We start from the raw sequence: 26,656 nt of genomic DNA, 5'->3' as shown, positions 1-26,656 counted from the left end.
CTCTATCTGAAATCCCCGGGGCTGCTTTGCAGCCCTTTCGCGACACAAGGCCGCTCCTACAGGGCTGGATTGCAGGCACAAAAAAGCACCCCGAGAGGTGCTTTTTTTGTGCCTGCAGCGCTTAGCGCTTCATGTGCTCTGGCAGGTGCGGCTGGATGGCGGTCAGCACGGCCTTGAAGCACTTGATGTTGCCGGCGACGATATGACCCTTCTCGAGGTGGTCGTGGCCACCGTTGAAGTCGCTCACCAGGCCGCCTGCTTCCTGAATCAGCAGCACGCCCGCGGCCATGTCCCATTCGGACAGGCCCGACTCCCAGAAGGCATCGAAGCGGCCAGCGGCCACGTAGGCCAGGTCCAGGCTGGCGGAGCCGGCGCGGCGGATGCCGGCGGTCTGGCCAGTCAGGGCGCGGAACATGCCCAGGTAGTTGTCCAGGTCGGCCATCTGGTTGTCGCGGAACGGGAAGCCGGTGCCCAGCAGGGCGCCTTCCAGGCTGGTGCGCGAGCTGACGCGGATGCGGCGGCCGTTGAGCTGGGCGCCACGGCCACGGCTGGCGGTGAATTCTTCCTGGCGAACCGGGTCGACGATCACGGCGTGCTCGAGGCGGCCACGGTATTTGCAGGCGATGCTGATCGCAAAGTGAGGAACGCCACGCAGGAAGTTGGTGGTGCCGTCCAGCGGATCGATGATCCACAGGTAGTCCTTGCCTTCTTCGCCGGTGCCGGCGTGCAGGCCGGTTTCTTCACCTTGGATCGAGTGGTTCGGGTAGGCCTTGCGCAGAGCATCGACGATGACCTTCTCGGCGGCGCGGTCGACCTCGGAGACGTAGTCCTTGGCCTGCTTTTCGTCGACTTTGATGCTATCCAGGCGTTCGATGGAGCGGAAAATCAGTTCACTGGCGCTGCGAGCGGCGCGCAGGGCGATATTCAGCATAGGCTGCATGGGCGTTTCACCTGGGGATGTTAAAGAGGAAAGCCGCATAGTCTATCAGAAATCCACGACGGCAGAAGGGTCAGATGCGCATTCGTGGCGTTACGCCCGTCGCTTCTGTAAGATCGTTTGCCCCTTTATCCCTACTCCGTGAGCTCAACACCTTGTTGCAGAATATTCGTGTTGTTCTGGTCAATACCAGCCACCCCGGCAATATCGGCGGCGCTGCGCGTGCCATGAAAAACATGGGCCTGTCGCGCCTGGTGCTGGTGCAGCCGAAAGAGTTCCCATCCGGCGATGCCACCGCGCGTGCCTCGGGCGCCGACGACATCCTGGCCAATGCCCAGGTGGTCGACAGCCTCGAGGACGCGCTGGTCGGCTGCAGCCTGGTCATGGGTACCAGTGCCCGTGAGCGCAGCATCCCCTGGCCGCTGATCGACCCGCGCGAGTGCGGGGCCAAGGCCGTGGAGCACGCCGGGGGCGGCGAAGAAATCGCCCTGGTGTTCGGGCGCGAGCACGCCGGGCTGACCAACGAAGAACTGCAGCGATGTCACTTCCACGTGCACATTCCCTCGAACCCCGACTTCAGCTCGCTGAACCTCGCCGCCGCGGTCCAGGTGCTCTCCTATGAGGTGCGCATGGCCTGGCTGGCAGCCGAGGGCGCGCCCTCGAAAGTCGAGAAGTTCGATGCCAACTCGCTGCGCAGCAACGAGCTGGCGACCATGGACGAAATGGAGCTGTTCTATGAACACCTGGAAAAGACCCTGGTGGACATCGGCTTCCTCGACCCGGAAAAGCCCAAGCACCTGATGCCGCGCCTGCGCCGGCTCTATGGGCGCAGCGCGGTCAATCGTTCGGAAATGAGCATTTTGCGCGGCATCCTCACCGAGACCCAGAAAGTCGTACGGGGCGAGCCGCATAAACGGAAGGACTGAAGATGTTCGAGCGTCTGCGTGAAGATATCCAGAGCGTTTTCCATCGTGACCCGGCGGCGCGCAACACCTTTGAAGTACTGACCTGCTACCCGGGCATGCACGCCATCTGGCTGCATCGTCTCGGGCATGCCTTGTGGGTGCGCGACTTCAAGTGGCTGGCGCGCCTGGTGTCCAACTTCGGTCGCTGGATGACCGGTATCGAGATTCACCCTGGCGCCACCATCGGCCGGCGTTTCTTCATCGACCATGGCATGGGTATCGTCATTGGCGAAACCGCCGAGATCGGCGACGACGTCACCCTCTATCAGGGTGTGACCCTTGGCGGCACCAGCTGGAACAAGGGCAAGCGTCACCCGACCCTGGAGGACGGGGTGGTGGTCGGTGCAGGCGCCAAGGTGCTGGGGCCGTTCACCGTCGGTGCGGGGGCCAAGATCGGCTCCAATGCCGTGGTGACCAAGGCGGTGCCGGCCGGTGCCACGGCCGTCGGCATCCCTGGACGGATCATCGTCAAGGCCGAGGACGACGCCGTCGAGGTCAAGCGCAAGGCCATGGCCGAGAAAATCGGCTTCGACGCCTACGGTGTCAGCGGTGACATGCCCGACCCGGTGGCTCGCGCCATCGGCCAGATGCTCGACCATCTGCAGGCTGTCGACGAGCGCCTGGAAGGCATGTGTGGCGCGCTGACACGGATGGGCAGTGATTACTGTGCCAAGGAGCTGCCGGCATTGCCCGCCGATGACTTTGCCGAGGCGTGCGCAGAAGAGCGGCAGGGCGACACTCGGTCGCATTGATTGCGTCGGGTCGATGCAAGGGGCGTGTGCTTGCGCCCCTTGTCTGCTACACTCGCGCCCGCCTCCCACATGCATACCCGACTAAAGCACTAGGTCTAATAGTTGACTTAAACGCTCGGGAATCGCATACTCGCACACATCCTGTAACTCCCGTGGTACCCATACGCCATGCGACTGACTACCAAAGGCCGATACGCCGTGACCGCCATGCTTGACCTGGCGTTGCACGCGCAGCATGGGCCGGTGTCTTTGGCCGATATTTCCGAGCGCCAGGGCATTTCCCTCTCTTATCTGGAACAGCTGTTCGCCAAGCTGCGCCGCAGCAGCCTGGTTTCCAGCGTTCGCGGCCCAGGCGGCGGCTACCAGCTGTCGCGCGGCATGGAAACCATCCAGGTGGCCCAGGTCATCGACGCGGTCAACGAGTCGGTCGATGCCACCCGTTGCCAGGGCCTGGGGGATTGCCATGCCGGTGATACCTGCCTGACTCACCACCTGTGGTGCGACCTGAGCCAGCAGATCCATGAATTTCTCAGCGGCATCAGCCTGGCCGACCTCGTCATGCGCCGAGAGGTGCAGGAAGTCGCCCAACGTCAGGACCTGCGCCGTGTCGCGGGCCGAACCGCCCAGCTGGACAAGATTGAGACGTCCGCCGTCGACTGAAGCAGCGATGAGCGACGCCAACGCCTGATAGGAGATACTCAATGAAGTTGCCGATCTACCTCGATTACTCCGCGACCACCCCGGTCGATCCCCGTGTAGCCCAGAAGATGGCCGAATGCCTGCTGGTCGACGGGAACTTCGGTAACCCGGCCTCGCGTTCCCACGTGTTTGGCTGGAAGGCCGAAGAGGCAGTCGAGAATGGCCGCCGTCAGGTCGCCGAGCTGATCAACGCCGACCCACGCGAGATCGTCTGGACCAGCGGTGCCACCGAGTCCGACAACCTGGCGTTGAAGGGCGTGGCGCACTTCTATCAGACCAAGGGCAAGCACATCATCACCTCCAAGATCGAGCACAAGGCGGTCCTGGACACCGCTCGCCAGCTGGAGCGTGAAGGTTTCGAAGTTACCTATCTCGAGCCCGGCGAAGACGGCATCGTCACCCCGGCCATGGTCGAGGCTGTGCTGCGCGACGACACCATCCTCGTTTCGCTGATGCACGTGAACAACGAAGTCGGCTCGATCAACGATATCGCCGCCATCGGTGAGCTGACCCGCTCGCGTGGCGTGCTGTTCCACGTCGATGCCGCCCAGTCGGCCGGCAAGGTCGAGATCGATGTGCAAAAGCTCAAGGTCGACCTGATGTCGTTCTCGGCGCACAAGGTCTACGGCCCCAAAGGCATCGGCGCGCTGTACGTCAGCCGCAAGCCGCGCGTGCGCCTGGAAGCCATCATCCACGGTGGTGGCCATGAGCGCGGCATGCGTTCGGGCACCCTGCCGACCCACCAGATCGTCGGCATGGGCGAGGCCTTCGCCATCGCCAAGCAGGAAATGGCTGCCGAGAACACCCGCATCAAGGCCCTGAGCGACCGCTTCTTCAAGCAGGTCTCGGGCCTGGAAGAGCTGTACGTCAACGGCAGCCAGACTGCCCGCGTGCCGCACAACCTGAACCTGAGCTTCAACTACGTCGAAGGAGAGTCGCTGCTGATGTCCCTGAAGGACATCGCCGTTTCGTCCGGTTCGGCCTGCACCTCCGCTTCGCTCGAGCCGTCCTACGTCCTGCGCGCCCTGGGCCGCAACGACGAGCTGGCGCACAGCTCGATCCGCTTCTCCTTCGGCCGCTTCACCACCGAAGAAGAAGTCGACTACGCCGCGCAGAAAGTCTGCGAGGCCGTCAACAAGCTGCGTGAACTGTCGCCGCTGTGGGATATGTACAAAGACGGCGTCGACATCTCCAAGATCGAGTGGGCCGCCCACTAAGCAGTCGCCGGCAAGAGCGGCTCCCTGATGAGGAAGGAATTGCACCATGGCATACAGTGAAAAGGTCATCGACCACTACGAAAACCCGCGCAACGTCGGCAAGATGAACGCCGACGATCCGGATGTCGGCACCGGCATGGTCGGCGCCCCGGCCTGCGGCGACGTGATGCGTCTGCAGATCAAGGTCAACGAGCAGGGCGTGATCGAAGACGCCAAGTTCAAGACCTACGGCTGCGGTTCGGCCATCGCCTCCAGCTCCCTCGCCACCGAGTGGATGAAGGGCAAGACCCTGGACGAGGCCGAGACCATCAAGAACACCCAGCTGGCTGAAGAGCTGGCGCTGCCGCCGGTCAAGATCCACTGCTCCGTGCTCGCCGAAGATGCCATCAAGGCCGCTGTTCGCGATTACAAGCAGAAGAAAGGCTTGATCTGAGTCGCCTGACGCAAGGTAAGGAGTTCCGATGGCTATCAGCATGACAGAAGCCGCCGCCAACCACATTCGCCGCTCCCTCGACGGGCGCGGCAAGGGTGAGGGCATTCGCCTGGGCGTGCGCACCACCGGCTGCTCGGGCCTGGCCTACGTGCTGGAGTTCGTCGACGAGCTGGCTGCCGAAGACCAGGTGTTCGAGAACCACGGCGTGAAGGTCATTATCGACCCGAAGAGCCTGGTGTACCTCGATGGCACCGAGCTGGACTTCGTCAAGGAAGGGTTGAACGAAGGCTTCAAGTTCAACAACCCCAACGTGCGCGGTGAGTGTGGCTGCGGCGAAAGCTTCAACGTTTGAGGCTGGCCGTGGGTACTCCTTGTCATTTCGCCCTGTTTGACCTGCAGCCCGGTTTCCGCCTGGACCTCGACAAGCTGGCCACTCGCTACCGCGAGCTGGCCCGCGAGGTGCATCCGGACCGTTTCGCCGATGCCTCCGAGCGTGAACAGCGCGTCGCCCTGGAAAGGTCGGCGGCGCTCAACGACGCCTACCAGACCTTGCGCAGCGCGCCGCGTCGCGCCCGCTACCTGCTGGCCATCAGTGGCCACGAGGTGCCGCAGGAAGTCACCGTGCACGACCCGGACTTCCTGCTGCAGCAGATGCAGTGGCGCGAAGAGCTCGAAGAGTTGCAGGACGAAGCCGACCTCGACGGCGTCGCCGTGTTCAAGAAGCGCCTCAAGGTCGCCCAGGACACGCTGAACGAGGATTTCGCCGCCTGCTGGGATGTTGCCGCGCAGCGTGAGCAGGCCGAGCGCCTGATGCGCCGCATGCAGTTCCTCGACAAGCTCGCCCAAGAAGTGCGCCAACTCGAAGAGCGCCTCGACGATTAACCCCGGCGTTGCCCGTGATGACGCCTAAGGTACTCAGATAAGCATGGCCCTACTGCAGATCGCCGAACCCGGTCAGAGCCCCCAGCCGCACCAGCGCCGCCTGGCGGTGGGCATCGACCTGGGCACCACCAATTCTCTCGTCGCCGCCGTGCGCAGCGGGCGCAGTGAACCGCTGCCCGATGCCCAGGGCAAGCTGATCCTGCCGTCGGCGGTGCGCTACCTGGAAGGCCGCAACGAAGTCGGCCAGGCCGCCCGCGACGCCGCCTCCAATGACCCGCTGAACACCATCCTGTCGGTCAAGCGCCTGATGGGGCGTGGCCTGGCGGACGTCAAGCAACTGGGTGAGCAACTGCCGTACCGCTTTGTCGGCGGTGAGTCGCACATGCCGTTCATCGACACCATCCAAGGGCCAAAGAGCCCGGTGGAGGTGTCGGCCGATATCCTCAAGGTGCTGCGTCAGCGCGCCGAGGAAACCCTCGGTGGCGAGCTGGTCGGTGCGGTAATCACCGTGCCGGCCTATTTCGACGATGCCCAGCGCCAGGCCACCAAGGACGCCGCGCGTCTGGCCGGCCTCAACGTGCTGCGCCTGCTCAACGAGCCGACCGCGGCCGCCGTGGCCTATGGCCTGGACCAGAACGCCGAAGGCCTGGTGGCGATCTACGACCTGGGCGGCGGTACCTTCGATATTTCCATCCTGCGCCTGACCGGCGGCGTCTTCGAGGTGCTGGCCACCGGTGGTGACACCGCGTTGGGCGGCGACGACTTCGACCACGCCATCGCCGGCTGGATCATCGAGCAGGCGGGGCTGTCCTCCGACCTCGATCCGGCCACCCAGCGCCAGCTGCTGCAGGCCGCCTGCGCCGCCAAGGAAGCCCTGACCGACGCCGATGTGGTCGGCGTCAGCCACGGCGCCTGGCAGGGCGAACTGAGCCGCGCCGCCTTCGAGGCGATGATCGAGCCCCTGGTTGCCCGCAGCCTCAAGGCCTGTCGCCGCGCCGTGCGCGACAGCGGCATCGAGCTGGAAGAGGTCGGCGCGGTGGTGATGGTCGGCGGTTCGACCCGCGTGCCGCGCGTGCGCGAGGCGGTCGGCGCGCTGTTCGGCCGTACTCCGCTGACCTCGATCGACCCGGACCAGGTAGTGGCCATCGGTGCCGCCATCCAGGCCGACACCCTTGCCGGCAACCGTCGCGAAGGCGGCGAACTGCTGCTGCTCGACGTCATCCCGCTGTCGCTCGGTCTTGAGACCATGGGCGGGCTGATGGAGAAGGTGATCCCGCGCAACACCACCATTCCGGTGGCCCGCGCCCAGGAGTTCACCACCTACAAGGATGGCCAGTCGGCCATGATGATCCACGTGCTGCAGGGCGAGCGCGAGCTGATCAGCGACTGCCGCTCCCTGGCGCGCTTCGAGCTGCGCGGCATCCCGGCCATGGTCGCGGGCGCGGCGAAGATCCGCGTGACCTTCCAGGTCGACGCCGATGGCCTGCTCAGCGTCGCGGCCCGCGAACTGGGCTCGGGCGTGGAATCGAGCATCCAGGTCAAGCCGTCCTACGGTCTGACCGACGGCGAGATCGCCCGCATGCTCAAGGACTCGTTCGAGCACGCTGGCTCCGACAAGCACGCGCGCCAGCTGCGCGAGCACCAGGTCGATGGCGAGCGCCTGCTCGAGGCGGTGCAGGGCGCCCTGGACGCCGATGGCGAGCGCCTGCTCAGCAGCGACGAGCGCGAAGCGATCGAATTCCAGATGCAAGAACTACGTGATTTGCTGACCGGCACCGATGGCGCCGCCATCGAGCAACAGACCAAGCGTCTGTCGCAGGTGACCGACGCATTTGCCGCCCGTCGCCTTGATTCGACGGTCAAAGCCGCACTGGCCGGGCGCAACCTGAATGAGATCGAGGAGTAACCGATGCCGCTGGTGACATTCCTGCCGCATGAGAAGTTCTGCCCCGAGGGGCTGACCGTGGAAGTGCCGACCGGGACCAACATCCTGGAGCTGGCCCACGACCATCACATCGAGATGGAAAGTGCCTGCGGCGGCGTCAAGGCCTGCACGACCTGTCACTGCATCGTCCGCAAGGGTTTCGACTCGCTTGAAGAAGCGGACGAGCTCGAAGAGGACATGCTGGACAAGGCCTGGGGCCTGGAGGCGCAGTCGCGCCTGGGTTGCCAGGTGGTGGTGGGCGACGAAGACCTGACCATCGAGATCCCCAAGTATTCGCTCAACCACGCCGCCGAAGCGCCGCACTGAGGGATCACCCATGAGCCTGAAATGGATTGATGTACTTGAGATCGCCATCCAGCTTGCGGAAAGCAAGCCCGAGGTCGATCCTCGTTACGTGAATTTCGTCGATCTGCACCGCTGGGTGCTGGCACTGCCCGACTTCAGCGACGATCCGTCGCGCGGCGGGGAGAAGGTGCTCGAGGCCATCCAGGCGGCCTGGATCGAAGAAGCCGACTGAGCGCACGCTGCAGGTTAGGCAATCCCCTGGAACCCGCGTATAATTCGCGGGTTTAATTTTTCGCAACACTCAATATTCTGGAGTTTTCCATGGCTGTTCAACGTACTTTCTCCATCATCAAGCCTGACGCCGTCGCCAAGAACGTCATCGGCAAGATCACCACTCGCTTCGAAGAAGCTGGCCTGAAAATCGTTGCCTCGAAAATCAAGCAGCTGTCCAAGGCCGAAGCCGAAGGCTTCTACGCCGAGCACAGCGCTCGTGGCTTCTTCGGCGACCTGGTTGCCTTCATGACTTCGGGCCCTGTCGTCGTTCAGGTTCTGGAAGGCGAAAACGCCATCGCTCTGAACCGTGAGCTGATGGGCGCCACCAACCCTAAAGAAGCTGCTCCAGGCACCATCCGCGCTGACTTCGCCGAGTCGATCGACGCCAACGCCGTTCACGGTTCGGACTCCGAAGCTGCCGCTGCTCGCGAAATCGCTTACTTCTTCGCTGCTACCGAGGTAACCACTCGCTAAGCGAAAGCTTACGGGTGAGGGTGAATCCATGACGACATCGACTGACAAGATCAACCTGCTGGGGCTGACCCTGGCGGAAATGGAACAGTTCTTCGACTCAATCGGGGAGAAGCGCTTCCGTGCCGGTCAGGTGATGAAATGGATTCACCACTTTGGCGTCGATGATTTCGCCGCCATGACCAATGTCGGCAAGGTCTTGCGCGAAAAGCTCGAGGCCGTTGCCGAGATTCGCGGTCCGGAGGTGGTCAGCGAAGACATTTCCGCCGACGGCACCCGCAAGTGGGTGGTCCGCGTTGCCTCCGGCAGCTGCGTCGAGACCGTCTACATTCCCACCGACGATCGCGGCACCCTGTGCGTGTCGTCGCAAGCCGGCTGTGCCCTGGACTGCAGCTTCTGCTCCACCGGCAAGCAAGGCTTCAACAGCAACCTCACCGCCGCCGAAGTGATCGGCCAGGTGTGGCTTGCCAACAAATCCTTCGGGACCGTCCCGGCCAAGATCGACCGCGCCATCACCAACGTGGTCATGATGGGCATGGGCGAACCCCTGCTGAATTTCGACAATGTCATCGCCGCCATGAAGATCATGATGGAAGATCTGGGCTATGGCATTTCCAAGCGTCGCGTCACCCTGTCCACCTCGGGCGTGGTGCCGATGATCGACGAGCTGGCCAAGCACATCGACGTGTCGCTGGCCCTGTCGCTGCACGCGCCGAACGACGAGCTGCGCAACAAGCTGGTGCCGATCAACAAGAAGTACCCGCTGAAGATGCTGCTGGAGTCGTGCATGGGCTACATGTCCACCCTCGGCGGCAAGCGCGTGCTCACTATCGAGTACACCCTGCTCAAGGATGTCAACGACCAGCCCGAGCACGCCGCGCAGATGATCGAGCTGCTGCGTGACGTACCGTGCAAGATCAACCTGATCCCGTTCAACCCGTTCCCGCACTCGGGCTACGAGCGACCGAGCAACAATGCCATCCGTCGCTTCCAGGACCTGCTGCACCACGGCGGCTTCAATGTCACCACCCGCACGACCCGCGGTGACGATATCGACGCCGCGTGCGGTCAGCTGGTGGGGCAGGTCAATGACCGTACCCGCCGCAGCGAGCGCTACATCGCCGTGCGCCAGCTGGCTGCCGACGAGCCGCAAGACAGCGCCGCGCGCCCCTGACGAGCACTTGCCTCCATGACCCTGCGCGCCGCGCTGCCGATCCTGACGCTTTTGCTGCTGGCCGGCTGCGTGTCCGGTGGCGCGAGCGATCCCCTGGCCAGTCGCCAGGGGCGTGAAGACGCGGGCAGGGCGTATGTGCAACTGGGGCTGGGGTATTTGCAACAAGGTTTGACCGAGCAGGCCAAGGCACCCTTGAGCAAGGCCCTGGCCCTGGATGGCCGTGATGCCGACGCTCACGCCGCCCTGGCGCTGGTGTTCCAGGCCGAAGACGAGCCGGCATTGGCCAGCCAGCACTTCCAGAAAGCGTTGGCCGTACGCTCGGATGACACACGAATCCGCAACAATTACGGCAGTTTCCTATATGCTCAGGGCCGTTTCGGCGAAGCCCAGGCGATGTTCCGTCAGGCTGCCGCCGATACCCTGTATCCTGAGCGGTCCCGGGTCTACGAGAACCTGGGGCTGACCGCCCTGAAACTAGGGCAGGGCGAGCAGGCGCGCGAATATCTGGAGAAGGCTCTTCGGCTCAATCAGCGGCAACCGAAGGCTTTGCTCGAAATGGCTGAGTTGTCCTACGAAAACAGGCATTATGTGCCGGCCCGGGACTACTACGATCGATTCAGCCAGCTGAGCGACCAGGACGCCCGCAGCCTGCTGCTGGGCACGCGCCTGGCTCGCGCCCTCGACGACCAGGGCAACGCGGCCCGCCTGGGCCGGCAATTACAACGACTTTATCCCGGTACGCCGGAATATCAGCAATACCTGTCGGAGCAACGATGAAAGCCGCGCACACTGAAGTAGCAGCAGCGACTCGCCAGAACCCCGGTGACGTCTTGCGCCAGGCCCGTGAAAAACGCGACTGGAGCCAGGCCGAGGTCGCTCGCAAGCTCAACCTCACGGTCTCTTCGCTGAACAACCTGGAAAACGGCGCCTTCGACAAGCTGCCTGGACACACCTTCGCCCGTGGTTACATCCGCGCCTACGCCAAGCTGATGGACATGGACCAGGCGCCGCTGGTCGAGGCGTTCGACCAGATCACCGGCACCCATGCCCAGGGCAGCGAGGTGCATTCGCTGGGGCGCATCGAAGAGCCGGTACGCCTGTCGCATAACATCCTGCGCGTGGTCAGCCTGCTGCTGCTGGTGGCGGTGGTCGGCGGTGGCTTCTTCTGGTGGCAGGACCAGAGCAGCCTGCGGGGCAAGGATCTGGCCAAGATCGCCCTGGAGCACGTCGAGGTCGAGAGCGCCGACGGCACCACCCAGATTCATCCGCTCGACGAGCCGGAAGACCAGGCCGTGAGCGAAGGCCAGCAGTCCGAAGGCCAGGCCCTGCCGCTGGAGCCGAGCGGTACCGAGCAGGCACCGGTCGCCGAAGCCGAGACGCCAGTTGCCAGCACCGCGCCGACGCCGACCGCTTCAGCGCCAGTGGCAGCGGTTGTCGCGCCAGCCACTCCCGCTGTGGTCACGCCCGCCGCGCCTGTTGCCGCTGCGCCAGCCGCCCCCGTCGCATCGACCGCTCCGGTCGCACCGGCTGCGCCCGCTGAGGCCGCGCCGGCTCCGGCCGGCAGCGCCAAGGTCCATATCCAATTCACCGCCGATTGCTGGACCCAGGTCACCGATGGCAACGGCAAGGTGCTGTTCAGCGCGATCAAGCGCAAGGGCGACAACCTGGAACTGACCGGCAAGCCACCGTTCGCGGTACGCCTGGGCTTCGCCCGTGGCGCCCAGGTGAGCTACAACGGCCAGGCGGTCGATGTCGCCCCGTTCACCAGTGGCGAAACCGCTCGCCTGAAGTTGGGACAGTAAGTCATGCACGGCGAATCTCCGATCAAACGTCGCGAATCCCGCAAAATCTGGGTCGGCAATGTGCCGGTGGGTGGCGATGCGCCCATCGCGGTGCAGAGCATGACCAACACCGACACCAACGATGTCGCCGCCACCGTGGCGCAGATCCAGCGCCTGGTCGACGCAGGCGTGGACATCGTGCGCGTCTCGGTGCCGGACATGGACGCCGCCGAGGCCTTCGGCAAGATCAAGCAGCTGGTCAGCGTGCCGCTGGTCGCCGACATCCACTTCGACTACAAGATCGCCCTGCGCGTGGCCGAGCTTGGCGTCGACTGCCTGCGCATCAACCCGGGCAACATCGGCCGTGAAGACCGTGTGCGCGCCGTGGTCGATGCCGCCCGCGACCGTGGCATCCCGATCCGCATCGGCGTCAACGCCGGCTCCCTGGAAAAGGACCTGCAGAAGAAGTACGGCGAGCCGACGCCGGCGGCGCTGGTCGAGTCGGCCATGCGTCACGTCGAGCATCTGGACCGTCTGGACTTCCAGGACTTCAAGGTCAGCGTCAAGGCCTCCGACGTGTTCATGGCCGTCGAAGCCTACCGCCTACTGGCCAAGCAGATCATCCAGCCGCTGCACCTGGGTATCACCGAAGCCGGTGGCCTGCGCTCGGGGACGGTGAAATCCGCCGTCGGCCTAGGTATGCTGCTGGCCGAAGGCATCGGTGACACCATCCGCATTTCCCTGGCCGCCGATCCGGTCGAGGAAGTGAAGGTCGGCTACGACATCCTCAAGTCGCTGCACCTGCGCTCGCGTGGCATCAACTTCATCGCCTGCCCGAGCTGCTCGCGGCAGAACTTCGATGTGGTCAAGACCATGAACGAGCTGGAAGGGCGCCTGGAAGACCTGCTGGTACCGCTGGACGTGGCGGTGATCGGCTGCGTGGTCAACGGCCCGGGTGAAGCCAAGGAATCGCACGTGGGCCTGACCGGCGGCACGCCGAACCTGGTCTACATCGATGGCAAGCCATCGCAGAAGCTGAACAACGAAAACCTGGTGGACGAGCTGGAAAAGCTCATTCGCCAGAAAGCGGCCGAAAAGGCCGAGGCCGACGCGGCGCTGATCGCCCGCGGCTGAGCACAGATTCGTAAGGACTATTCGTGAGCAAATCGCTGCAAGCCATCCGTGGCATGAACGACATCCTGCCCGACCAGTCGCCGCTGTGGCGCTACTTCGAGGGCACCGTGGCCGGCTTGCTGGACAGCTACGGCTATAGCCAGATCCGCACGCCGATCGTCGAGTTCACCGAGCTGTTCAAGCGCTCCATCGGTGAAGTCACCGATATCGTCGAAAAAGAGATGTACACCTTCGAGGACCGCAACGGTGATTCGCTCACCCTGCGTCCCGAAGGCACCGCCGCCTGCGTGCGCGCCGTGCTCGAGCATGGCATCACCGGCAACGGGCAGGTGCAGAAGCTCTGGTACATCGGCCAGATGTTCCGCCACGAACGTCCGCAGAAAGGCCGCTACCGCCAGTTCCACCAGATCGGCGTGGAGGTGTTCAACCTCGACGGCCCGGACGTCGACGCCGAGCTGATCATGCTCACCTGGCGCCTGTGGAGCCTGTTGGGCATCCAGGACGCGGTCGAGCTGCAGCTCAACAGCCTGGGCACCAGCGAAGCCCGCGCTCGTTATCGCGACGCGTTGGTCGAGTATCTCTCGGCCCGCCTCGAGCAACTGGACGAGGACAGCCAGCGCCGTCTGAAGAGCAACCCGCTGCGCATCCTCGACAGCAAGGACCAGAATACCCAGGCGGTGCTGGTCGGCGCGCCGAAGCTGGAAGACTACCTGGACGAAGAATCCCGCGTGCACTTCGAGGGCCTCAAGGCTCGCCTGGACGCCGCCGGCATTCCGTTCGTGATCAACACCAAGCTGGTGCGTGGCCTCGATTACTACAGCAAGACCGTGTTCGAGTGGGTTACCGACAAGCTCGGCGCCCAGGGCACCGTCTGCGCGGGTGGCCGCTATGACGGCCTGGTCGAGCAGATGGGCGGCAAGCCGACCCCGGGCGTCGGTTTCGCCATGGGCATCGAGCGCCTGATCCTGCTGCTGGAGACCCTGGGCAAGGTGCCCGAGTCGATCAGCCGCACCGTCGACGTCTACCTGTGCGCCTTCGGCGACGCGGCGGAGCTGGCCGGCCTGCGCCTGAGCGAGCGCCTGCGCGATCGCCTGCCGGGCCTGCGCCTGGCGGTCAATGCCGGTGGCGGCAGCTTCAAGAGCCAGTTCAAGAAGGCCGACAAGAGTGGCGCGCTGTTCGCCCTGATCCTCGGCGACGACGAGCTGGCCAAGCAAGAGATCGGCTTCAAGCCCCTGCGTGGCCAGGGCGAACAACAGAACATTGCCTGGGATGCTCTTGCCGAGCACCTGGAAACCGCGATCGCCCAGGCGTGACGCGGTCCGACAACGAATAGGCGAATAGGAGTATTGGGGTGTCGAGTACCGATGATGAGAGCCTGGCAGCGGCCAAGGACTGGTGGAACCGCAACGGCAAGCCGCTGCTGACCGGCGCCCTGCTGGCCGGCGTGGTGGTGTTGGGCTGGCAGACCTGGCACAAGTACCAGGCCAACCAGTCGCAAGGCGCCTCGGCGCTGTACCAGGCGCTGCTGGAAACCTCGCTGACGCCAGACGGCAAGCCGGACGCGACCAAGGTCGCCGAGCTGTCCGGCAAGCTCAAGAGCGAGTTCGGCGGCACCGCCTACGCCCAGTACGGCAGCCTGTTCGTGGCCAAGGTCGCGGTCGAGAGCGGCAAGCTGGACGATGCGGTCAGCGAGCTGAAGAACGTGATGGACAAGCCGGCCGACGCCACCCTCGGTGAGATCTCGCGCCAGCGCCTGGCCCGCGTGCTCGCCGCCCAGGACAAGGCCGAGGACGCGCTCAAGCTGCTCGACGGTGACACCGACAAGGCGTTCCTGGCCAGCCGCGAAGAACTCAAGGGCGACCTGCTGGTACAGCTGGGCCGCGCCGACGATGCGCACAGCGCCTACGAAAAAGCCAAGGCCGCGCTGTCCGACGACGCCGCGATCGGTGGCCTGCAACTGAAGCTGGATGACCTGGCCAAAGGGGACGCCTGAAGTGAAGGGTTGGAAACAAGCAGCAGTGCTCACCCTCGCCGTGCTGGCGGCGGGTTGCAGCAGCAACAGCAAGAAGGAACTGCCTCCGGCCGAGCTGACCAAGTTCACCGAGGAAGTGGTGCTGAAGAAGCAGTGGAGCCGTTCGATCGGTGACGGCCAGGGCGAGACCTACAACACCCTGGTGCCGGCCATCGAGAACGACCGTATCTACGCCGCCGATGTCAACGGCAAGGTCTTCTCCCTCGATCGCCTCACCGGCGACGTGGTGTGGAAGAAAGATCTCGAGCTGCCGGTTTCCGGTGCCGTGGGCGTGGGCTACGGCCTGGTCATGCTGGGGACCCTCAAGGGCGAAGTCATCGCGCTGGACTCCAGCACTGGTGAAGAGCGCTGGCGTTCCCGCGTCACCAGCGAAGTGCTGGCGCCGCCGGCCAACAACGGTGATGTGGTCGTTGTGCAGACTCAGGATGACCGCCTGATCGGCCTCGACGCCGCCACCGGCGACCGTCGCTGGATCTACGAGAACAGCCCGGCCGTGCTGACCCTTCGCGGTACCGGCGCGCCGGTGGTGACCAACCGCCTGGCGGTGGCCGGCCTGTCCACCGGCAAGGTGGTTGCGGTGGACATCAGCAACGGCGTGCCGGTGTGGGAGAGCCGCGTGGCCATCCCGCAGGGCCGTTCCGAGCTGGATCGCGTGGTGGATATCGACGGTGGCTTGCTGCTGTCCGGTGGCACCCTCTACGTCAGCACCTACCAGGGCCGCGTCGCCGGCCTGGACCTGGAAAGCGGCCGCGTGCTGTGGCAGCGCGATGCTTCCAGCTACGTGGGTGTCGCCCAGGGCTTCGGCAACGTCTATGTGAGCGAAGCGTCGGGTACCGTGCAAAGCGTCGACGAGCGTTCTTCCAGCGCGCTGTGGAGCAACGACTCGATGGCCCGCCGTCAGCTGTCGGCGCCGGAGGTGTTCTCCAGCTACGTGGCGGTGGGTGATTTCGAGGGTTACCTGCACCTGCTCAGCCAGGTTGATGGCCGCTTCGTCGGCCGTGAGCGTATCGACAGCGATGGCCTGCGTGCCCGACCGCTCGTGGTCGGCAACACCATCTACGTCTTTGGCAACAGCGGCAAGCTCGAGGCACTGACCATCCGCTGAGGCTAAGCTTGGGGCTCTGACCGGCCCCGGGCAGCGGCGCATGACGCGCCGCCCGAATACCGGCCGCTGCCTTGCAGCGGCCTTTGCATTTTCAAGAATTCAAGAGTGGAGAGCCGCATGGTTCCCGTAATCGCCCTGGTGGGCCGGCCGAACGTCGGTAAATCCACCATGTTCAACCGCCTGACCAAGACCCGCGACGCTATCGTCGGCGACCTGTCGGGCCTGACCCGTGATCGCCAGTACGGCGATGCCAGCTGGCAGGGTCGTTCCTACATCCTGATCGACACCGGTGGTATCACCGGTGACGAAGTGGGCATGGACGAGAAGATGGCCGAGCAGTCGCTGATGGCCATCGAAGAAGCTGACTACGTCTTGTTCCTGGTCGATGCCCGTGCTGGCATGACCGCCGCCGACCAGATGATCGCCGATCACCTGCGCAAGCGGAACAAAGAGGCGATCCTGGTCGCCAACAAGATCGACAACATCGACCCCGATATCGCCCGCGCCGAGTTCTCGCCGCTGGGCATGGGCAACGCCATCCCGGTGGCGGGCTCCCAGGGCCGCGGTATCAACGCCCTGATGGAGTCGCTGCTCGGCCACATTCCCCGTGACCCCGAGGAAGAAGCCCTCGACGAGGATGTCGCCGAAGGCGAGGAAGCCACCCGCATCCCTGGCCCAAGCGAGAAAGATGGCATCAAGATCGCCATCATCGGCCGCCCCAACGTCGGCAAGTCGACCTTGGTCAACCGCATGCTCGGTGAAGAGCGCGTGGTGGTGTACGACCAGCCGGGCACCACCCGCGACAGTATCTACATCCCGTTCGAACGCGATGGCGAGAAGTACACCTTCATCGACACCGCCGGCGTGCGCAAGCGCGGCAAGATCCACGAGGAAGTCGAGAAGTTCTCGGTGGTGAAGACGCTGCAGGCGATCAAGGACGCCAACGTGGTGATCTTCGTCATGGACGCCCGCGAAGGCGTGGTCGACCACGACCTCAACCTGCTGGGCTTCGCCCTGGACGCCGGTCGCGCCGTGGTCATCGCCCTGAACAAGTGGGACGGCATGGAGTCGGGCGAGCGCGACTACGTGAAGACCGAGCTGGAGCGCCGGCTGTTCTTCGTCGACTTCGCCGACATCCACTTCATCTCGGCGCTGCACGGCACCGGCGTGGGCCACCTGTACAAGTCGGTGCAGGCCGCGTTCAAGTCGGCGGTCACCCGCTGGCCGACCAGCCGCCTGACGCAGATTCTCGAAGACGCCATCAGCGTGCACCAGCCACCGCTGGTCAACGGTCGCCGGATCAAGCTGCGCTATGCCCACCTCGGTGGTGCCAACCCGCCGCTGATCGTGATCCACGGCAACCAGACCGACAAGATCCCCAACTCTTACTCGCGCTACCTGGAGAACACCTACCGCCGGGTGCTCAAGCTGGTCGGCACGCCGATCCGCATCGAGTACAAGGGCGGTGACAACCCGTTCGAGGGCAAGAAGAACACCCTCACCGACCGCCAGGTCAACAAGAAGCGCCGCCTGATGTCGCACCACAAGAAGGCCGAGAAGAAGCGTCGCGACAAGCGCTAGCAACCGCTTGGCGTGCGCCTGTTCAGGCCATGCGAAACCCCTGTAGGAGCGGCCTTGCGTCGCGAAAGGGCTGCAAAGCAGCCCCGGTTATCTTGCAGTCCTGCTGAACCCTGGGGCTGCTGCGCAGCCCTTTCGCGACACAAGGCCGCTCCTACACGGACACGCGTAAACCCTGATCTCTCTCTACGCGTTGACCCACCGCAATCCCCCTATTGTTTCAACCTTTTTCCTGACTGCTTGATCCGCTATGCTCGGACCCAATCCCGTGCCGGACAAACCCCAGGAAAGAGGGCTCCATGATCCGCAGCAAACTGCCGAACGTCGGCACGACCATCTTCACCACCATGTCGCAACTGGCCATGCAGACCGGTGCGCTCAACCTCTCTCAGGGCTTCCCGGACTTCAACGGCCCCCAGGCCTTGCTCGATGCCGTCGGTCGCCATGTGGCCGCCGGGCACAACCAGTATTCGCCCATGACCGGCCTGCCGGCGCTGCGCCAGCAGGTGGCGGCGAAGATTGCACGGTTGTACGGCGCGAACGTCGATGCCGACCAGGAAGTGACCATCACCCCTGGTGCCACCGAGGCGATCTTCTGCGCCATCCAGGCGGTCATCCATGCCGGCGACGAGGTGATTGTCTTTGACCCTAGCTACGACAGCTACGAGCCGTCCGTGGAACTGGCCGGCGGGCGCTGCGTGCATGTGCCGCTGGCCGACGGCAGTTTCAGCATCGATTGGCAGAAGTTCAGTGATGCTCTAAGCCCGCGCACGCGCATGGTCATCCTCAACTCGCCGCACAACCCCAGCGGCGCGCTGATCAGCCGCGACGATCTGGACCAACTGGCCAGGCTGATCGGTGATAGGGATATCTATCTGGTCAGCGACGAAGTCTACGAACACCTGATCTACGACGGCGTGCGCCACGCCAGCGTGCTGGCTCACCCGCAACTCTACGCACGGGCGTTCGTCGTCAGCTCGTTCGGCAAGACCTATCACGTCACTGGCTGGAAGACCGGCTACGTGGTCGCCCCGCCGGCGCTCAGCGCGGAACTGCGCAAGGTGCACCAGTACGTCAACTTCTGCGGTGTGACGCCGCTGCAGTGCGCGCTCGCCGATTTCATGGCCGAGCATCCCGAGCATGTCGACCAGCTGCCGGGCTTCTACCAGGCCAAGCGCGACCTGTTCTGCGAGCTGCTGCAGGCCTCGCGTTTCACCTTCACCCGCACGCCGGGCACTTATTTCCAACTGGTTGACTACTCGCAGATCCGCCCCGACCTGAACGATGTCGACATGGCCCTGTGGCTGACCCGTGAGCATGGCGTGGCCAGCATCCCGGTGTCGGTGTTCTACCAGCAACCCATCCCCGAGCAACGCCTGGTGCGCCTGTGCTTTGCCAAACGCGAGGAGACGCTGCGTCAGGCAGCGGAGAAACTATGCGCGATCTGAGCCAACTGCCGAACCTGAAAATCGCCCTGGTGCAGACCACCCTGGCCTGGCACGACCGCGAGGCCAACTACGCGCACTTCGAGGAGTTGATCGGCCAGGCCGGTGAGGTGGACCTGGTGATCCTGCCGGAGATGTTCACCACCGGTTTCTCGATGGAGTCCGAGCGCCTGGCCGAGCCGGAAAACGGCCCGACCTACAAATGGCTCAAGGCCCAGGCGAAGAAGGCCAATGCGGTGATCACCGGCAGCGTGATCATCCAGGCCGCCGACGGCAGCCACCGCAACCGCCTGCTGTGGGCGCGGCCCGACGGCGAGATCCTGCACTACGACAAGCGCCACCTGTTCCGCATGGCCGGCGAGCACAAGCACTACACCCCCGGCGAGCGCCAGGTGCAGTTCGAGCTCAAGGGCTGGCGCATTCGCCCGTTGATCTGCTACGACCTGCGCTTTCCGGTATGGAGCCGCGATGCCCAGGACACCGACCTTTTGCTGTACACCGCCAACTGGCCGGCGGCGCGGCGCCTGCACTGGAACCGGCTGCTGCCGGCGCGAGGCATCGAGAACCTGTGCTTCGTGGCGGCGGTGAACCGGGTGGGCACCGATGGCAAGGGCTTCGCCTATTCCGGCGACAGCCAGGTGCTGGATTTCCAGGGCGAGAGCCTGCTGAGCGCCGGGGAGGCCGACGGGGTGTTCACCGTGGTGCTGCGGGCGGCGGAGCTGGCGGCGTATCGGGCGCGGTTCCCGGCGAACCTGGATGCCGATACCTTCGAATTGCACTGATCATCGGTGTCGCCTTCTTCGCGGGTAAACCCGCTCCCACAGGGTTTCGCGGATCCTGTGGGAGCGGGTTTACCCGCGAAGAAGGCCATGCTGTTGCGTGATCAGTAGACGTCTCGCCGGTACCGCCCATCCTCGATCAGTTGCTGCACTGCTGATTCACCCAGGATCCCCTGCAGTGCCGCATCCACCCCCGCGGCCATGCCTTGCAGGCTACCGCAGACATACACGCAGGCGCCGTCATCGACCCAGCGCTTGAGCTCGGCGGCCTGCTGCAACAGCAGGTCCTGCACATAGATCTTCTCCGCCTGGTCCCGCGAGAAAGCCAGGTCCAGCCTTTGCAGATCGCCGCTTTGCACCCAGCCTTGCAGTTCCTCGCCGCACAGCAGGTCGCAGGCTTGGTTGCGCTCACCGAATAGCAGCCAGTTACGTTGCTCGCCTCCGGCAATACGGGCTTTGAGCAGGCTGCGCAGGCCGGCCAGGCCGGTGCCATTGCCGATCAGCACCATGGGCGCCGACTCGGCGGGCAGGTGGAAACCGCTGTTGCGACGCAGGCGTGCGCTGACGCTGCCTTCGTGGGGCAGGTACTCGGTCAGCCAGCCGGAGCCCAGGCCCAAGCTGCCATCGGCATGGCGTTCCTGGCGCACGATCAGTTCCAGCACGCCATCGCTGGCGATGGAGGCGATCGAGTATTCGCGGGCGCTCAGCGGGATCAGGGCATCGACCAGCGCTTGGGCGTGCAGGCCGATCAGGTGTTCGCGGCTACTGGGCAGTTGGCGGCTGGCCAGGGCTTGCGCCAGGGTTTCCGGCAGGCCGTCGAGCTGTACCGGGCTGTGTGGATCGAGGCCCAGGCCCGCCAGCAAGGCATCGACACGGGGTTGGCCGTTACGCGGCAGGATCTCGATCAGGTCGCCGGCTTCCCAGGTCGCGGGCGTTTCCGCCTGCAGGCCCAGCAGATACACCGGCGCACCCTGGCTGCCTGGGTTGATCACTTCGCGGCGTGACAGGCGCCAGTTGCCGAAGCTTGGCGGCTGCCAGGCGGCGACCGGACGGGCGCCGGTCAATTGCGCGAGCTCCTGCTGCCACAGCTGCAAGGCGACGGGATCGGCATTGTCCACCTCGACCGGGCTGAAGGCGCTGGTGGCACCGCGCTCGGCGAGCCAGGCTTGCAAGCGTCGGGCGAAGCCGCAGAAATGCGGATACTGGCGGTCGCCCAGGGCGAGCAGGGCATAGTCCAGGTGTTGCAGCGCCCAGGGCTGGCCGAGCACCTTGCGCTCGAAGCCGCGGGCGCTGTCCGGGGCCTCGCCGTCGCCGAAGGTACTGACCACGAACAACGCGCGATTGGCCTGGCGCAGTTCGGATTCGCCCAGTTCGGCCAGCGGGCGCACCTGCACGGGCAAGCCGGCGGCCTGCAACTGTCCGGCGCTTTGCCAGGCCAGTTGTTCGGCAAAGCCGCTCTGGCTGGCGAAGCCGATCAGCCAGCTGTCGCCGTCGTTGGTGGCGGCCACCGCGCCACGGGCGGCGCGGACCTGGCGCTGCTTGCGCCGGCGGTCGAGGTACAGCAGCCAGCCGGTGATGAAGAACAGCGGCATGGTCAGGCTGGCGAGGGTGACGATGATGCGTCCCGGCAGGCCGAAGTAGCTGCCCACGTGCAGGGCATAGACGCTCTGCAGCAACTGGGCCTTGAACGACTTGTCGGTGTAGCGCTCGTGACGCTTGATCTGGCCGTTGGCTGGGTCGAGGGTGAGGGTGTTCAGGGCGCGCTCGTGTTCAGCGCCCTGCAGCAGGTAGAACAAGGTCGCCGGTTGCCCGCCGACCGGCGGCAGGCGCAGGTTGTAGGTGGACAGGCCGGGGCCTGCGGCGGCCTTGAGATTGGTCCAGATGGCATCGTAATCGACAACAAGAGGCGGGGCGTTCTTGTCCACCTTGGGCGGGCCATGGCGACCGCCGCGGCCTTCGCCACGCTTCTGCTCGCCGGCTGCGGGCTGGTCGGCCAGCAGGCGATTGAGGCCTTCGCGGTACCACTCGTAGGACCAGAACAGCCCGGTCAGGGCGAACAGCAGGTAGAACAGCAGGCACCAGGTGCCGAACACCGCGTGCAGGTCCCAGTTGAAGGCACGGCCTGTCTTCGCCCAGTCCAGGGTCAGCCAGGTCCGCCAGTTCAGTGCCTTGCGCGGCCAGCGCAGGTACAGGCCGGACAGGCAGAAGAAGATCAGCATCAGGGTGCAGGCGCCGGTGATTTGCCGGCCTGTGTCGCCCATGGCCAGGAACCGGTGCAGGTTGAGCATGAGGTTGAAGAAGCCGAGGCCGGCGACATCGCCCTTGAGTTCGCCCGTGTACGGGTCGGCGTAGCGCAGCGCGCCACGTCGCTCGCCGGGGGCGGGGGTGAAGAAGATCCGTGCGGCGTTGCCCTCGCGGGTATCGACCCAGAGCATCGAGACCTTGTCGCCTTGCGCGGCCTCGACCCGGCGCACCAGCTCGGCCGGCGGCAGCACGCCCTGCTGGCGTACCTCGACCTTGAGCACTTCGGCGTTGAACGCGCGCAGCAGCTCTTCCTGGAACGACCAGATCGCGCCGGTAACGCCCATCAGCGCCAGCACCAGGCCGGCGGTGATGCCAAAGAACCAGTGCAATTGGAACAGCGTCTTCTTCACCACATCGATCACCTTGTATTGCCGCCAGGAACCGCGCGGCGTGCATTATGCCTTGATACGCAAACGCCCCGTTCACGGGAATGAACGGGGCGGGGTGTCCTGGGCCGGCCTCTTCGCGGGCAAGCCCGCTCCCACAGGTACAGCACTGACCTCCAGAGCGGTGGCGAACCTGTGGGAGCGGGTTTAGCCGCGAAGAGGCCAGTGCAGGCGCCGCTTACATCAGAAGTGCACGCTGGTGGTCAGCAACGCCGTGCGCCCCGCCGCCTGGTTGGCGAAGTGGGTGGAGTACGCCTTGTCGTAGTAGACCTCGTTGGTGAGGTTCTGCACGTTCAGCTGCAGGTCGATGTTCTTGGTCAGCTTGTAGGCGGCCATCGCGTCGTAGCGGACATAGCTGTCGACCATCGTGGTGTTGGCCACGCTGCCGTAGACGTCATCGACATAGAAGGCGCCGCCACCGACGGTCAGCTTCGGCGTCAGCTGGTAGGTGGTCCACAGGCTGGCGCTGTTGTTCGGCGTGTTGGGCAACTGGTTGCCATCGTTCGCCTTGCCCAGCGTGCCACCGTCGATCTGGCGCGCCTGCATGTAGGTGTAGCCGGCGAATACCTGCCACTTGTCGGTCAGTTTGCCGCTGGCCGACAGCTCGATGCCTTGCACGCGGGTTTCACCGACGTTCTCGTAGGTGTTGGTGTTGACCTGGACCCGGGCGTTTTCCTTCTCGGTGCGGAACAGCGCCGCGGCCAGGGACAGGCGCTGGTCGAGCAGGTCCCACTTGGTGCCGATCTCGTAGTTGGTGGTTTCCTCCGGCTCCATGTCACTGTTCAGCAGGTTGCCGGAGCGATCGGTGGTATTGCCCAGCGGGTTGCCTTCGGTACCTTCGCCGAGCATGGCGCCGGGAGGCGTGGCAGAGGTGGCGTAGGACGCATAGATGCTGCCGTTGTCGCTCGGCTTCCACACCAGGCCCAGCTGGCCGGTGATGAACTCGCTGGTGTCCTTGCCCTTGGCTGTTACGCCCTTGCTGCTTACCGCAGTGCTGCCGTCGGCGTTGTAGCCACGGTACTGGGTGTCGAAGTGGTCGTAGCGCAGGCCCATGTTCAGCAGCCACTGGGGCGTCAGCTCCAGGGTGTCGAACACATAGAGCGCGCGGGTCTTGCTGCTGGTCTTGGTGCCGGCGTAGTTGCGCGCGACGGTGCCGACCCAGTCATCGTCCGGGTTCGGGCTGTCCAGCGAGGTGCAGCTACCGCCACTGCCTGGCCCTGTGCAGGTGAGCTTGCTGTTGGGGGAAACGGTGTAGCTCTGGCGGTCGGACTCTTCCTTGGTGAACTCGACGCCAGTGGAGAAGCTGTTCTTCAGTCCGCCCAGGTAGAACTCGCCGAACAGGTCGGTCTGGTTGGTGGTGGTGGCGGTGTTGCCCACACGGGTGTTGGCGCGACGCCAGACGCCGTTGTTGTTGACGTTGCCGGCGCTGTCGTCGGGCTGGGTCAGCACGTAGTCCTGCATGCTGTTACCGTGGCGCAGGGTGTTCTTGATGGTCAGCGTGTCGGACAGGTCGTGCTCGATGGCGAAGGTCGCGATATCGACACGGGTCTTGCGGAAGTCGCGCCCGGTCAGGCCGTAGAAGTTGTCGCTGTCGCCACCGTCGATCGGTTTGTCCGGGTGGGCCGAGGTCCGTGCGTTGCTGCCTGCCCGTGGCACGCTGTAGGGGATGCCGGAGTCTGGCAGGTCATCGCTTTCCAGGTGGTAGTAGTCGAGGTTGACGCGCGTCGGCGTGCCCAGGCCGAAGGCCAGCGAGGGGGCGATGCCCCAGCGGTCGTAGTTGACCTTGTCGCGGCCGGCGACGTTGCTCTCGTGGGTCATCAGGTTGAGGCGGCCGGCGACGCTGTCGCTGAACTGGTAGTTGCCGTCGAAGGTGTAGCGCTGGGTCTGGTCGCTGCCCCAGGTCCAGGCGCCGTCCAGCGAGTTGCCCAGGTGCGCGCGCTTGCTCACCAGGTTGATGGTGCCGCCCGCCGCGCCGCGGCCACCGATGGCCGAGTTCGGCCCCTTGGCCACCTCGATCGACTCGACGGCGAAGATCTCGCGGGTCTGCGCGCCGGTATCGCGCACGCCGTCCAGATAGGTATCGCCCTGGGCGTCGAAGCCGCGAATGAACGGGCGGTCGCCTTGTGGGTTGCCGCCTTCGCCGGCGCCGAAGGTGATGCCGGGCACGGTACGCAGGGCATCTTGCAGGGACATCGCGTTGGTGTCCTTGATGACTTGCTGCGGGATCACGGTGATCGAGCGTGGGGTGTCCACCAGTGGCGCGGTGTATTTCGGCGACGAGGCTTTGTCGACCTTGTACTCGGTGTTCGCCTGCTCGGCCTTGCCGTTGACGCTGGTGGCGTCGAGGGTAATGGCGCTGTTGGCGGCAGGATCGGCGGCGTAGGCGGAAGTGGCGGTGATCGCCATGCCGATGGCGGAGGCGAGCAGACGCGGTGAACTCACAGCAGATGGCACGTGACGCATGGTTAAGGACCTTCCCCAAGGTGTGAAGGCCGCGGAGCATAATGTAAGTGATTGTAACGAACAATTGAGAAGCGTTACCATTCGCTAAAAATTTACATTCTTTACAATTTTTCCTTACGGATTTTCCGGACTCATGCGTCTCGCCCCCTTCATGGGGGCTTGTGGTGAGTAAAAGGGAATCAATATCATTGTCGCCCAACTCCGCACCAGGTGCCGCCGTCATGCTGCTTCATATCCCCGGTCTGTTCGACGCCGATGAAATCTCGCGCATCCGCCAGGCCCTGGAGCAGGCCGACTGGGCTGACGGCAAGATCACGGCCGGGTATCAGTCGGCCAAGGCCAAGCACAACCTGCAACTGCCCGAGGGCCATGTGCTGGCCAAGGAGATCGGCAACGCGCTGATCGAGCGGCTGTGGCGCAACCCGCTGTTCATGTCGGCGGCCCTGCCGCACAAGGTGTTTCCACCGCTGGTCAACTGTTACCGCGAAGGGGGCAATTTCGACTTCCACATCGACAATGCCCTGCGTCAGCCCAAGGGCAACCCGGAACGCATACGCACCGACCTGTCCTCGACCCTGTTCCTGAGCGAGCCGGACAGCTACGACGGTGGCGAGCTGGTGATCCAGGACACCTTTGGCGAGCGGCAGGTGAAGCTGGCGGCCGGTGATATGGTGCTGTACCCAGGCACCAGCCTGCACAAGGTCAACCCGGTGACCCGGGGCGCGCGTTATGCGGCGTTCTTCTGGACCCAGAGCCTGGTGCGCGAGGACAGCCAGCGTACCTTGCTGTTCGAGATGGACAACGCCATCCGCCAGCTGACCGCCGATGTTCCGGAGCATCCGTCGCTGCTGCAGCTGACCGGCACCTACCACAACTTGTTGCGCCGCTGGGCCGAGGTCTGAGCCATGGTCTATCAGGTACGTCGCGAGGATGATGTGGACGTCGCCGGGCTGCGAGCGATGCTCGAGCACAGTCCGGGCCAGGCCGCGCAGGCGATCCTGGCGGCGGCGGGACAAGGGGTGGTCGAAGCGCAGTTGCTGCTCGGGCAGATCCTGCTCGATGGGCGCGGTATTGAAGAGGATGCTGGCGTGGCCCGCCGCTGGTTCGCCATCGCCGCCCAGGGTGGCAGCGCCATGGCGCACAACATGCTCGGTCGTTGCCTGGAGCACGGCTGGGGAGGCGAGATGGATCTCGCGCAGGCGGCCATTCACTATGCCCGTGCGGCCGACGCCGGCCTGGACTGGGGGATGTACAACCTGGCCAACCTGCTGGCCACCGGGCGCGGGGTGCCGGCCGACCAGGCCCAGGCGTTGATGTGCTACGAGAAAGCCGCGCAACTGGGGCATGCCAAGTCGATGAACCTGTACGGGCGTTACCTGGAGCAGGGTATTGCTACTGTGCCGAGTCCTGCTCGGGCCGTGCGCTGGTATCGGCGTTCGGCCGAGGCAGGGGATTTTCGCGGGATGTTCAGCCTGGCGTTGGTGCTGGTCGAGCGCGGGGAAGTCGGGGAGGCCGGGCCTTGGCTGGAGCGGGCCAGGGTCGAGGGCAACCTTAACTTCCTGCGCAGTGCGCTGGTGACGTTGCAGGGGGCGGGGCCGGTGCTGATGGCCCATGCG

The 26,656-nt window shown here is 64.7% G+C and carries 26 protein-coding genes; 23 read left to right on the top strand and 3 right to left on the bottom strand.

Going from position 1 to position 26,656, the window contains the following annotated elements:
- Positions 1 to 121: 121 nt before the first annotated feature.
- Complete coding sequence (gene suhB / locus N5D48_RS02185) at positions 122 to 940, bottom strand: inositol-phosphate phosphatase (protein ID WP_279880591.1); 819 nt, start codon at positions 938 to 940, stop codon at positions 122 to 124.
- Positions 941 to 1,092: 152 nt separating this feature from the next.
- On the opposite strand from suhB, the gene trmJ reads away from it, so the two are divergent.
- From trmJ to N5D48_RS02080, 21 genes are all read left to right on the top strand, one after another.
- On the top strand, positions 1,093 to 1,863 hold the full coding sequence (trmJ, locus tag N5D48_RS02180) for a tRNA (cytosine(32)/uridine(32)-2'-O)-methyltransferase TrmJ (protein WP_279880589.1): 771 nt from the start codon (positions 1,093 to 1,095) through the stop codon (positions 1,861 to 1,863).
- Between the two features lie 2 nt (positions 1,864 to 1,865).
- Positions 1,866 to 2,654, top strand: coding sequence for a serine O-acetyltransferase (gene cysE, locus N5D48_RS02175; protein WP_279880586.1), 789 nt, complete (start codon positions 1,866 to 1,868; stop codon positions 2,652 to 2,654).
- 168 nt (positions 2,655 to 2,822) lie between these two features.
- Positions 2,823 to 3,314, top strand: coding sequence for a Fe-S cluster assembly transcriptional regulator IscR (iscR, locus tag N5D48_RS02170; RefSeq protein WP_008092572.1), 492 nt, complete (start codon positions 2,823 to 2,825; stop codon positions 3,312 to 3,314).
- Positions 3,315 to 3,355: 41 nt separating this feature from the next.
- Positions 3,356 to 4,570, top strand: a complete 1,215-nt coding sequence (locus tag N5D48_RS02165) for an IscS subfamily cysteine desulfurase (RefSeq protein ID WP_279806986.1) — start codon at positions 3,356 to 3,358, stop codon at positions 4,568 to 4,570.
- A 46-nt stretch (positions 4,571 to 4,616) separates the two neighbouring features.
- Positions 4,617 to 5,003, top strand: coding sequence for a Fe-S cluster assembly scaffold IscU (gene iscU, locus N5D48_RS02160; RefSeq protein WP_011532337.1), 387 nt, complete (start codon positions 4,617 to 4,619; stop codon positions 5,001 to 5,003).
- Between the two features lie 28 nt (positions 5,004 to 5,031).
- Positions 5,032 to 5,355 (top strand): iron-sulfur cluster assembly protein IscA, encoded by a 324-nt coding sequence (iscA, locus tag N5D48_RS02155; RefSeq protein ID WP_023630636.1) that lies wholly within the window; start codon positions 5,032 to 5,034, stop codon positions 5,353 to 5,355.
- Positions 5,356 to 5,363: 8 nt separating this feature from the next.
- A complete protein-coding gene (hscB, locus tag N5D48_RS02150; RefSeq protein WP_279880583.1) occupies positions 5,364 to 5,885 on the top strand; it encodes a co-chaperone HscB in 522 nt (173 codons plus the stop codon).
- Between the two features lie 43 nt (positions 5,886 to 5,928).
- Positions 5,929 to 7,791, top strand: a complete 1,863-nt coding sequence (gene hscA, locus N5D48_RS02145) for a Fe-S protein assembly chaperone HscA (protein WP_279880581.1) — start codon at positions 5,929 to 5,931, stop codon at positions 7,789 to 7,791.
- 3 nt (positions 7,792 to 7,794) lie between these two features.
- On the top strand, positions 7,795 to 8,136 hold the full coding sequence (fdx, locus tag N5D48_RS02140; protein WP_264310212.1) for an ISC system 2Fe-2S type ferredoxin: 342 nt from the start codon (positions 7,795 to 7,797) through the stop codon (positions 8,134 to 8,136).
- Positions 8,137 to 8,146: 10 nt separating this feature from the next.
- Positions 8,147 to 8,347: a Fe-S cluster assembly protein IscX gene (iscX, locus tag N5D48_RS02135; protein ID WP_011532342.1), complete on the top strand. Its 201-nt coding sequence runs from the start codon at positions 8,147 to 8,149 to the stop codon at positions 8,345 to 8,347.
- A gap of 89 nt (positions 8,348 to 8,436) precedes the next feature.
- Positions 8,437 to 8,862 carry a nucleoside-diphosphate kinase gene (ndk, locus tag N5D48_RS02130; RefSeq protein ID WP_011532343.1) on the top strand — a complete coding sequence of 142 codons (426 nt, stop codon included), beginning with the start codon at positions 8,437 to 8,439 and terminating at the stop codon, positions 8,860 to 8,862.
- A gap of 28 nt (positions 8,863 to 8,890) precedes the next feature.
- On the top strand, positions 8,891 to 10,033 hold the full coding sequence (gene rlmN / locus N5D48_RS02125) for a 23S rRNA (adenine(2503)-C(2))-methyltransferase RlmN (RefSeq protein ID WP_028689594.1): 1,143 nt from the start codon (positions 8,891 to 8,893) through the stop codon (positions 10,031 to 10,033).
- Between the two features lie 15 nt (positions 10,034 to 10,048).
- Positions 10,049 to 10,810 (top strand): type IV pilus biogenesis/stability protein PilW, encoded by a 762-nt coding sequence (gene pilW, locus N5D48_RS02120; RefSeq protein WP_279880574.1) that lies wholly within the window; start codon positions 10,049 to 10,051, stop codon positions 10,808 to 10,810.
- Positions 10,807 to 11,835 (top strand): helix-turn-helix domain-containing protein, encoded by a 1,029-nt coding sequence (locus N5D48_RS02115; protein WP_279880572.1) that lies wholly within the window; start codon positions 10,807 to 10,809, stop codon positions 11,833 to 11,835. The genes pilW and N5D48_RS02115 overlap by 4 nt, the downstream gene beginning before the upstream one ends.
- Positions 11,836 to 11,838: 3 nt before the next feature.
- Positions 11,839 to 12,948 carry a flavodoxin-dependent (E)-4-hydroxy-3-methylbut-2-enyl-diphosphate synthase gene (ispG, locus tag N5D48_RS02110; protein WP_279880569.1) on the top strand — a complete coding sequence of 370 codons (1,110 nt, stop codon included), beginning with the start codon at positions 11,839 to 11,841 and terminating at the stop codon, positions 12,946 to 12,948.
- Positions 12,949 to 12,971: 23 nt separating this feature from the next.
- The gene (gene hisS, locus N5D48_RS02105) at positions 12,972 to 14,261 is read left to right on the top strand and encodes a histidine--tRNA ligase (protein WP_279880567.1); all 1,290 of its coding nucleotides are present in this window, start codon (positions 12,972 to 12,974) and stop codon (positions 14,259 to 14,261) included.
- 38 nt (positions 14,262 to 14,299) lie between these two features.
- Complete coding sequence (locus N5D48_RS02100) at positions 14,300 to 14,941, top strand: tetratricopeptide repeat protein (protein WP_279880564.1); 642 nt, start codon at positions 14,300 to 14,302, stop codon at positions 14,939 to 14,941.
- A gap of 1 nt (position 14,942) precedes the next feature.
- Positions 14,943 to 16,085, top strand: coding sequence for an outer membrane protein assembly factor BamB (bamB, locus tag N5D48_RS02095; protein WP_279880562.1), 1,143 nt, complete (start codon positions 14,943 to 14,945; stop codon positions 16,083 to 16,085).
- A gap of 117 nt (positions 16,086 to 16,202) precedes the next feature.
- Positions 16,203 to 17,666: a ribosome biogenesis GTPase Der gene (gene der, locus N5D48_RS02090; protein ID WP_203650724.1), complete on the top strand. Its 1,464-nt coding sequence runs from the start codon at positions 16,203 to 16,205 to the stop codon at positions 17,664 to 17,666.
- Between the two features lie 296 nt (positions 17,667 to 17,962).
- Positions 17,963 to 19,111 carry a pyridoxal phosphate-dependent aminotransferase gene (locus N5D48_RS02085; RefSeq protein WP_279880558.1) on the top strand — a complete coding sequence of 383 codons (1,149 nt, stop codon included), beginning with the start codon at positions 17,963 to 17,965 and terminating at the stop codon, positions 19,109 to 19,111.
- The gene (locus N5D48_RS02080; RefSeq protein ID WP_279880556.1) at positions 19,099 to 19,890 is read left to right on the top strand and encodes an amidohydrolase; all 792 of its coding nucleotides are present in this window, start codon (positions 19,099 to 19,101) and stop codon (positions 19,888 to 19,890) included. The genes N5D48_RS02085 and N5D48_RS02080 overlap by 13 nt, the downstream gene beginning before the upstream one ends.
- A gap of 101 nt (positions 19,891 to 19,991) precedes the next feature.
- Here the strand turns inward: N5D48_RS02080 and N5D48_RS02075 are convergent, their stop codons facing one another.
- Positions 19,992 to 22,544 (bottom strand): sulfite reductase flavoprotein subunit alpha, encoded by a 2,553-nt coding sequence (locus tag N5D48_RS02075; RefSeq protein ID WP_279880554.1) that lies wholly within the window; start codon positions 22,542 to 22,544, stop codon positions 19,992 to 19,994.
- 216 nt (positions 22,545 to 22,760) lie between these two features.
- Positions 22,761 to 25,040: a TonB-dependent siderophore receptor gene (locus N5D48_RS02070; RefSeq protein ID WP_279880553.1), complete on the bottom strand. Its 2,280-nt coding sequence runs from the start codon at positions 25,038 to 25,040 to the stop codon at positions 22,761 to 22,763.
- Positions 25,041 to 25,261: 221 nt separating this feature from the next.
- Here N5D48_RS02070 and N5D48_RS02065 point away from each other — a divergent pair, with 221 nt between their 5' ends.
- Together N5D48_RS02065 and N5D48_RS02060 are read left to right on the top strand one after the other, a co-directional pair.
- On the top strand, positions 25,262 to 25,942 hold the full coding sequence (locus N5D48_RS02065; protein ID WP_279880550.1) for a Fe2+-dependent dioxygenase: 681 nt from the start codon (positions 25,262 to 25,264) through the stop codon (positions 25,940 to 25,942).
- A 3-nt stretch (positions 25,943 to 25,945) separates the two neighbouring features.
- Positions 25,946 to 26,656 (top strand): tetratricopeptide repeat protein (locus tag N5D48_RS02060; RefSeq protein ID WP_279880548.1); only part of this gene is annotated, 711 nt, incomplete at its 3' end.

Origin of the sequence: Pseudomonas sp. GD03858, from assembly GCF_029840925.1 — a bacterium.
Classification (GTDB): domain Bacteria; phylum Pseudomonadota; class Gammaproteobacteria; order Pseudomonadales; family Pseudomonadaceae; genus Aquipseudomonas.
This window is presented reverse-complemented; position numbering and strand designations above follow the sequence as displayed.

Coding starts and splice junctions, on each gene's coding strand:
- iscX (WP_011532342.1), top strand. CDS start 8,147: ATGAGCCTGAAATGGATTGATGTACTTGAGATCGCCATCCAGCTTGCG.
- N5D48_RS02065 (WP_279880550.1), top strand. CDS start 25,262: ATGCTGCTTCATATCCCCGGTCTGTTCGACGCCGATGAAATCTCGCGC.
- iscU (WP_011532337.1), top strand. CDS start 4,617: ATGGCATACAGTGAAAAGGTCATCGACCACTACGAAAACCCGCGCAAC.
- der (WP_203650724.1), top strand. CDS start 16,203: ATGGTTCCCGTAATCGCCCTGGTGGGCCGGCCGAACGTCGGTAAATCC.
- N5D48_RS02085 (WP_279880558.1), top strand. CDS start 17,963: ATGATCCGCAGCAAACTGCCGAACGTCGGCACGACCATCTTCACCACC.
- N5D48_RS02070 (WP_279880553.1), bottom strand. CDS start 25,040: ATGCGTCACGTGCCATCTGCTGTGAGTTCACCGCGTCTGCTCGCCTCC.
- iscR (WP_008092572.1), top strand. CDS start 2,823: ATGCGACTGACTACCAAAGGCCGATACGCCGTGACCGCCATGCTTGAC.
- rlmN (WP_028689594.1), top strand. CDS start 8,891: ATGACGACATCGACTGACAAGATCAACCTGCTGGGGCTGACCCTGGCG.
- iscA (WP_023630636.1), top strand. CDS start 5,032: ATGGCTATCAGCATGACAGAAGCCGCCGCCAACCACATTCGCCGCTCC.
- hscA (WP_279880581.1), top strand. CDS start 5,929: ATGGCCCTACTGCAGATCGCCGAACCCGGTCAGAGCCCCCAGCCGCAC.
- N5D48_RS02165 (WP_279806986.1), top strand. CDS start 3,356: ATGAAGTTGCCGATCTACCTCGATTACTCCGCGACCACCCCGGTCGAT.
- ispG (WP_279880569.1), top strand. CDS start 11,839: ATGCACGGCGAATCTCCGATCAAACGTCGCGAATCCCGCAAAATCTGG.
- N5D48_RS02115 (WP_279880572.1), top strand. CDS start 10,807: ATGAAAGCCGCGCACACTGAAGTAGCAGCAGCGACTCGCCAGAACCCC.
- fdx (WP_264310212.1), top strand. CDS start 7,795: ATGCCGCTGGTGACATTCCTGCCGCATGAGAAGTTCTGCCCCGAGGGG.
- cysE (WP_279880586.1), top strand. CDS start 1,866: ATGTTCGAGCGTCTGCGTGAAGATATCCAGAGCGTTTTCCATCGTGAC.
- pilW (WP_279880574.1), top strand. CDS start 10,049: ATGACCCTGCGCGCCGCGCTGCCGATCCTGACGCTTTTGCTGCTGGCC.
- ndk (WP_011532343.1), top strand. CDS start 8,437: ATGGCTGTTCAACGTACTTTCTCCATCATCAAGCCTGACGCCGTCGCC.
- N5D48_RS02080 (WP_279880556.1), top strand. CDS start 19,099: ATGCGCGATCTGAGCCAACTGCCGAACCTGAAAATCGCCCTGGTGCAG.
- suhB (WP_279880591.1), bottom strand. CDS start 940: ATGCAGCCTATGCTGAATATCGCCCTGCGCGCCGCTCGCAGCGCCAGT.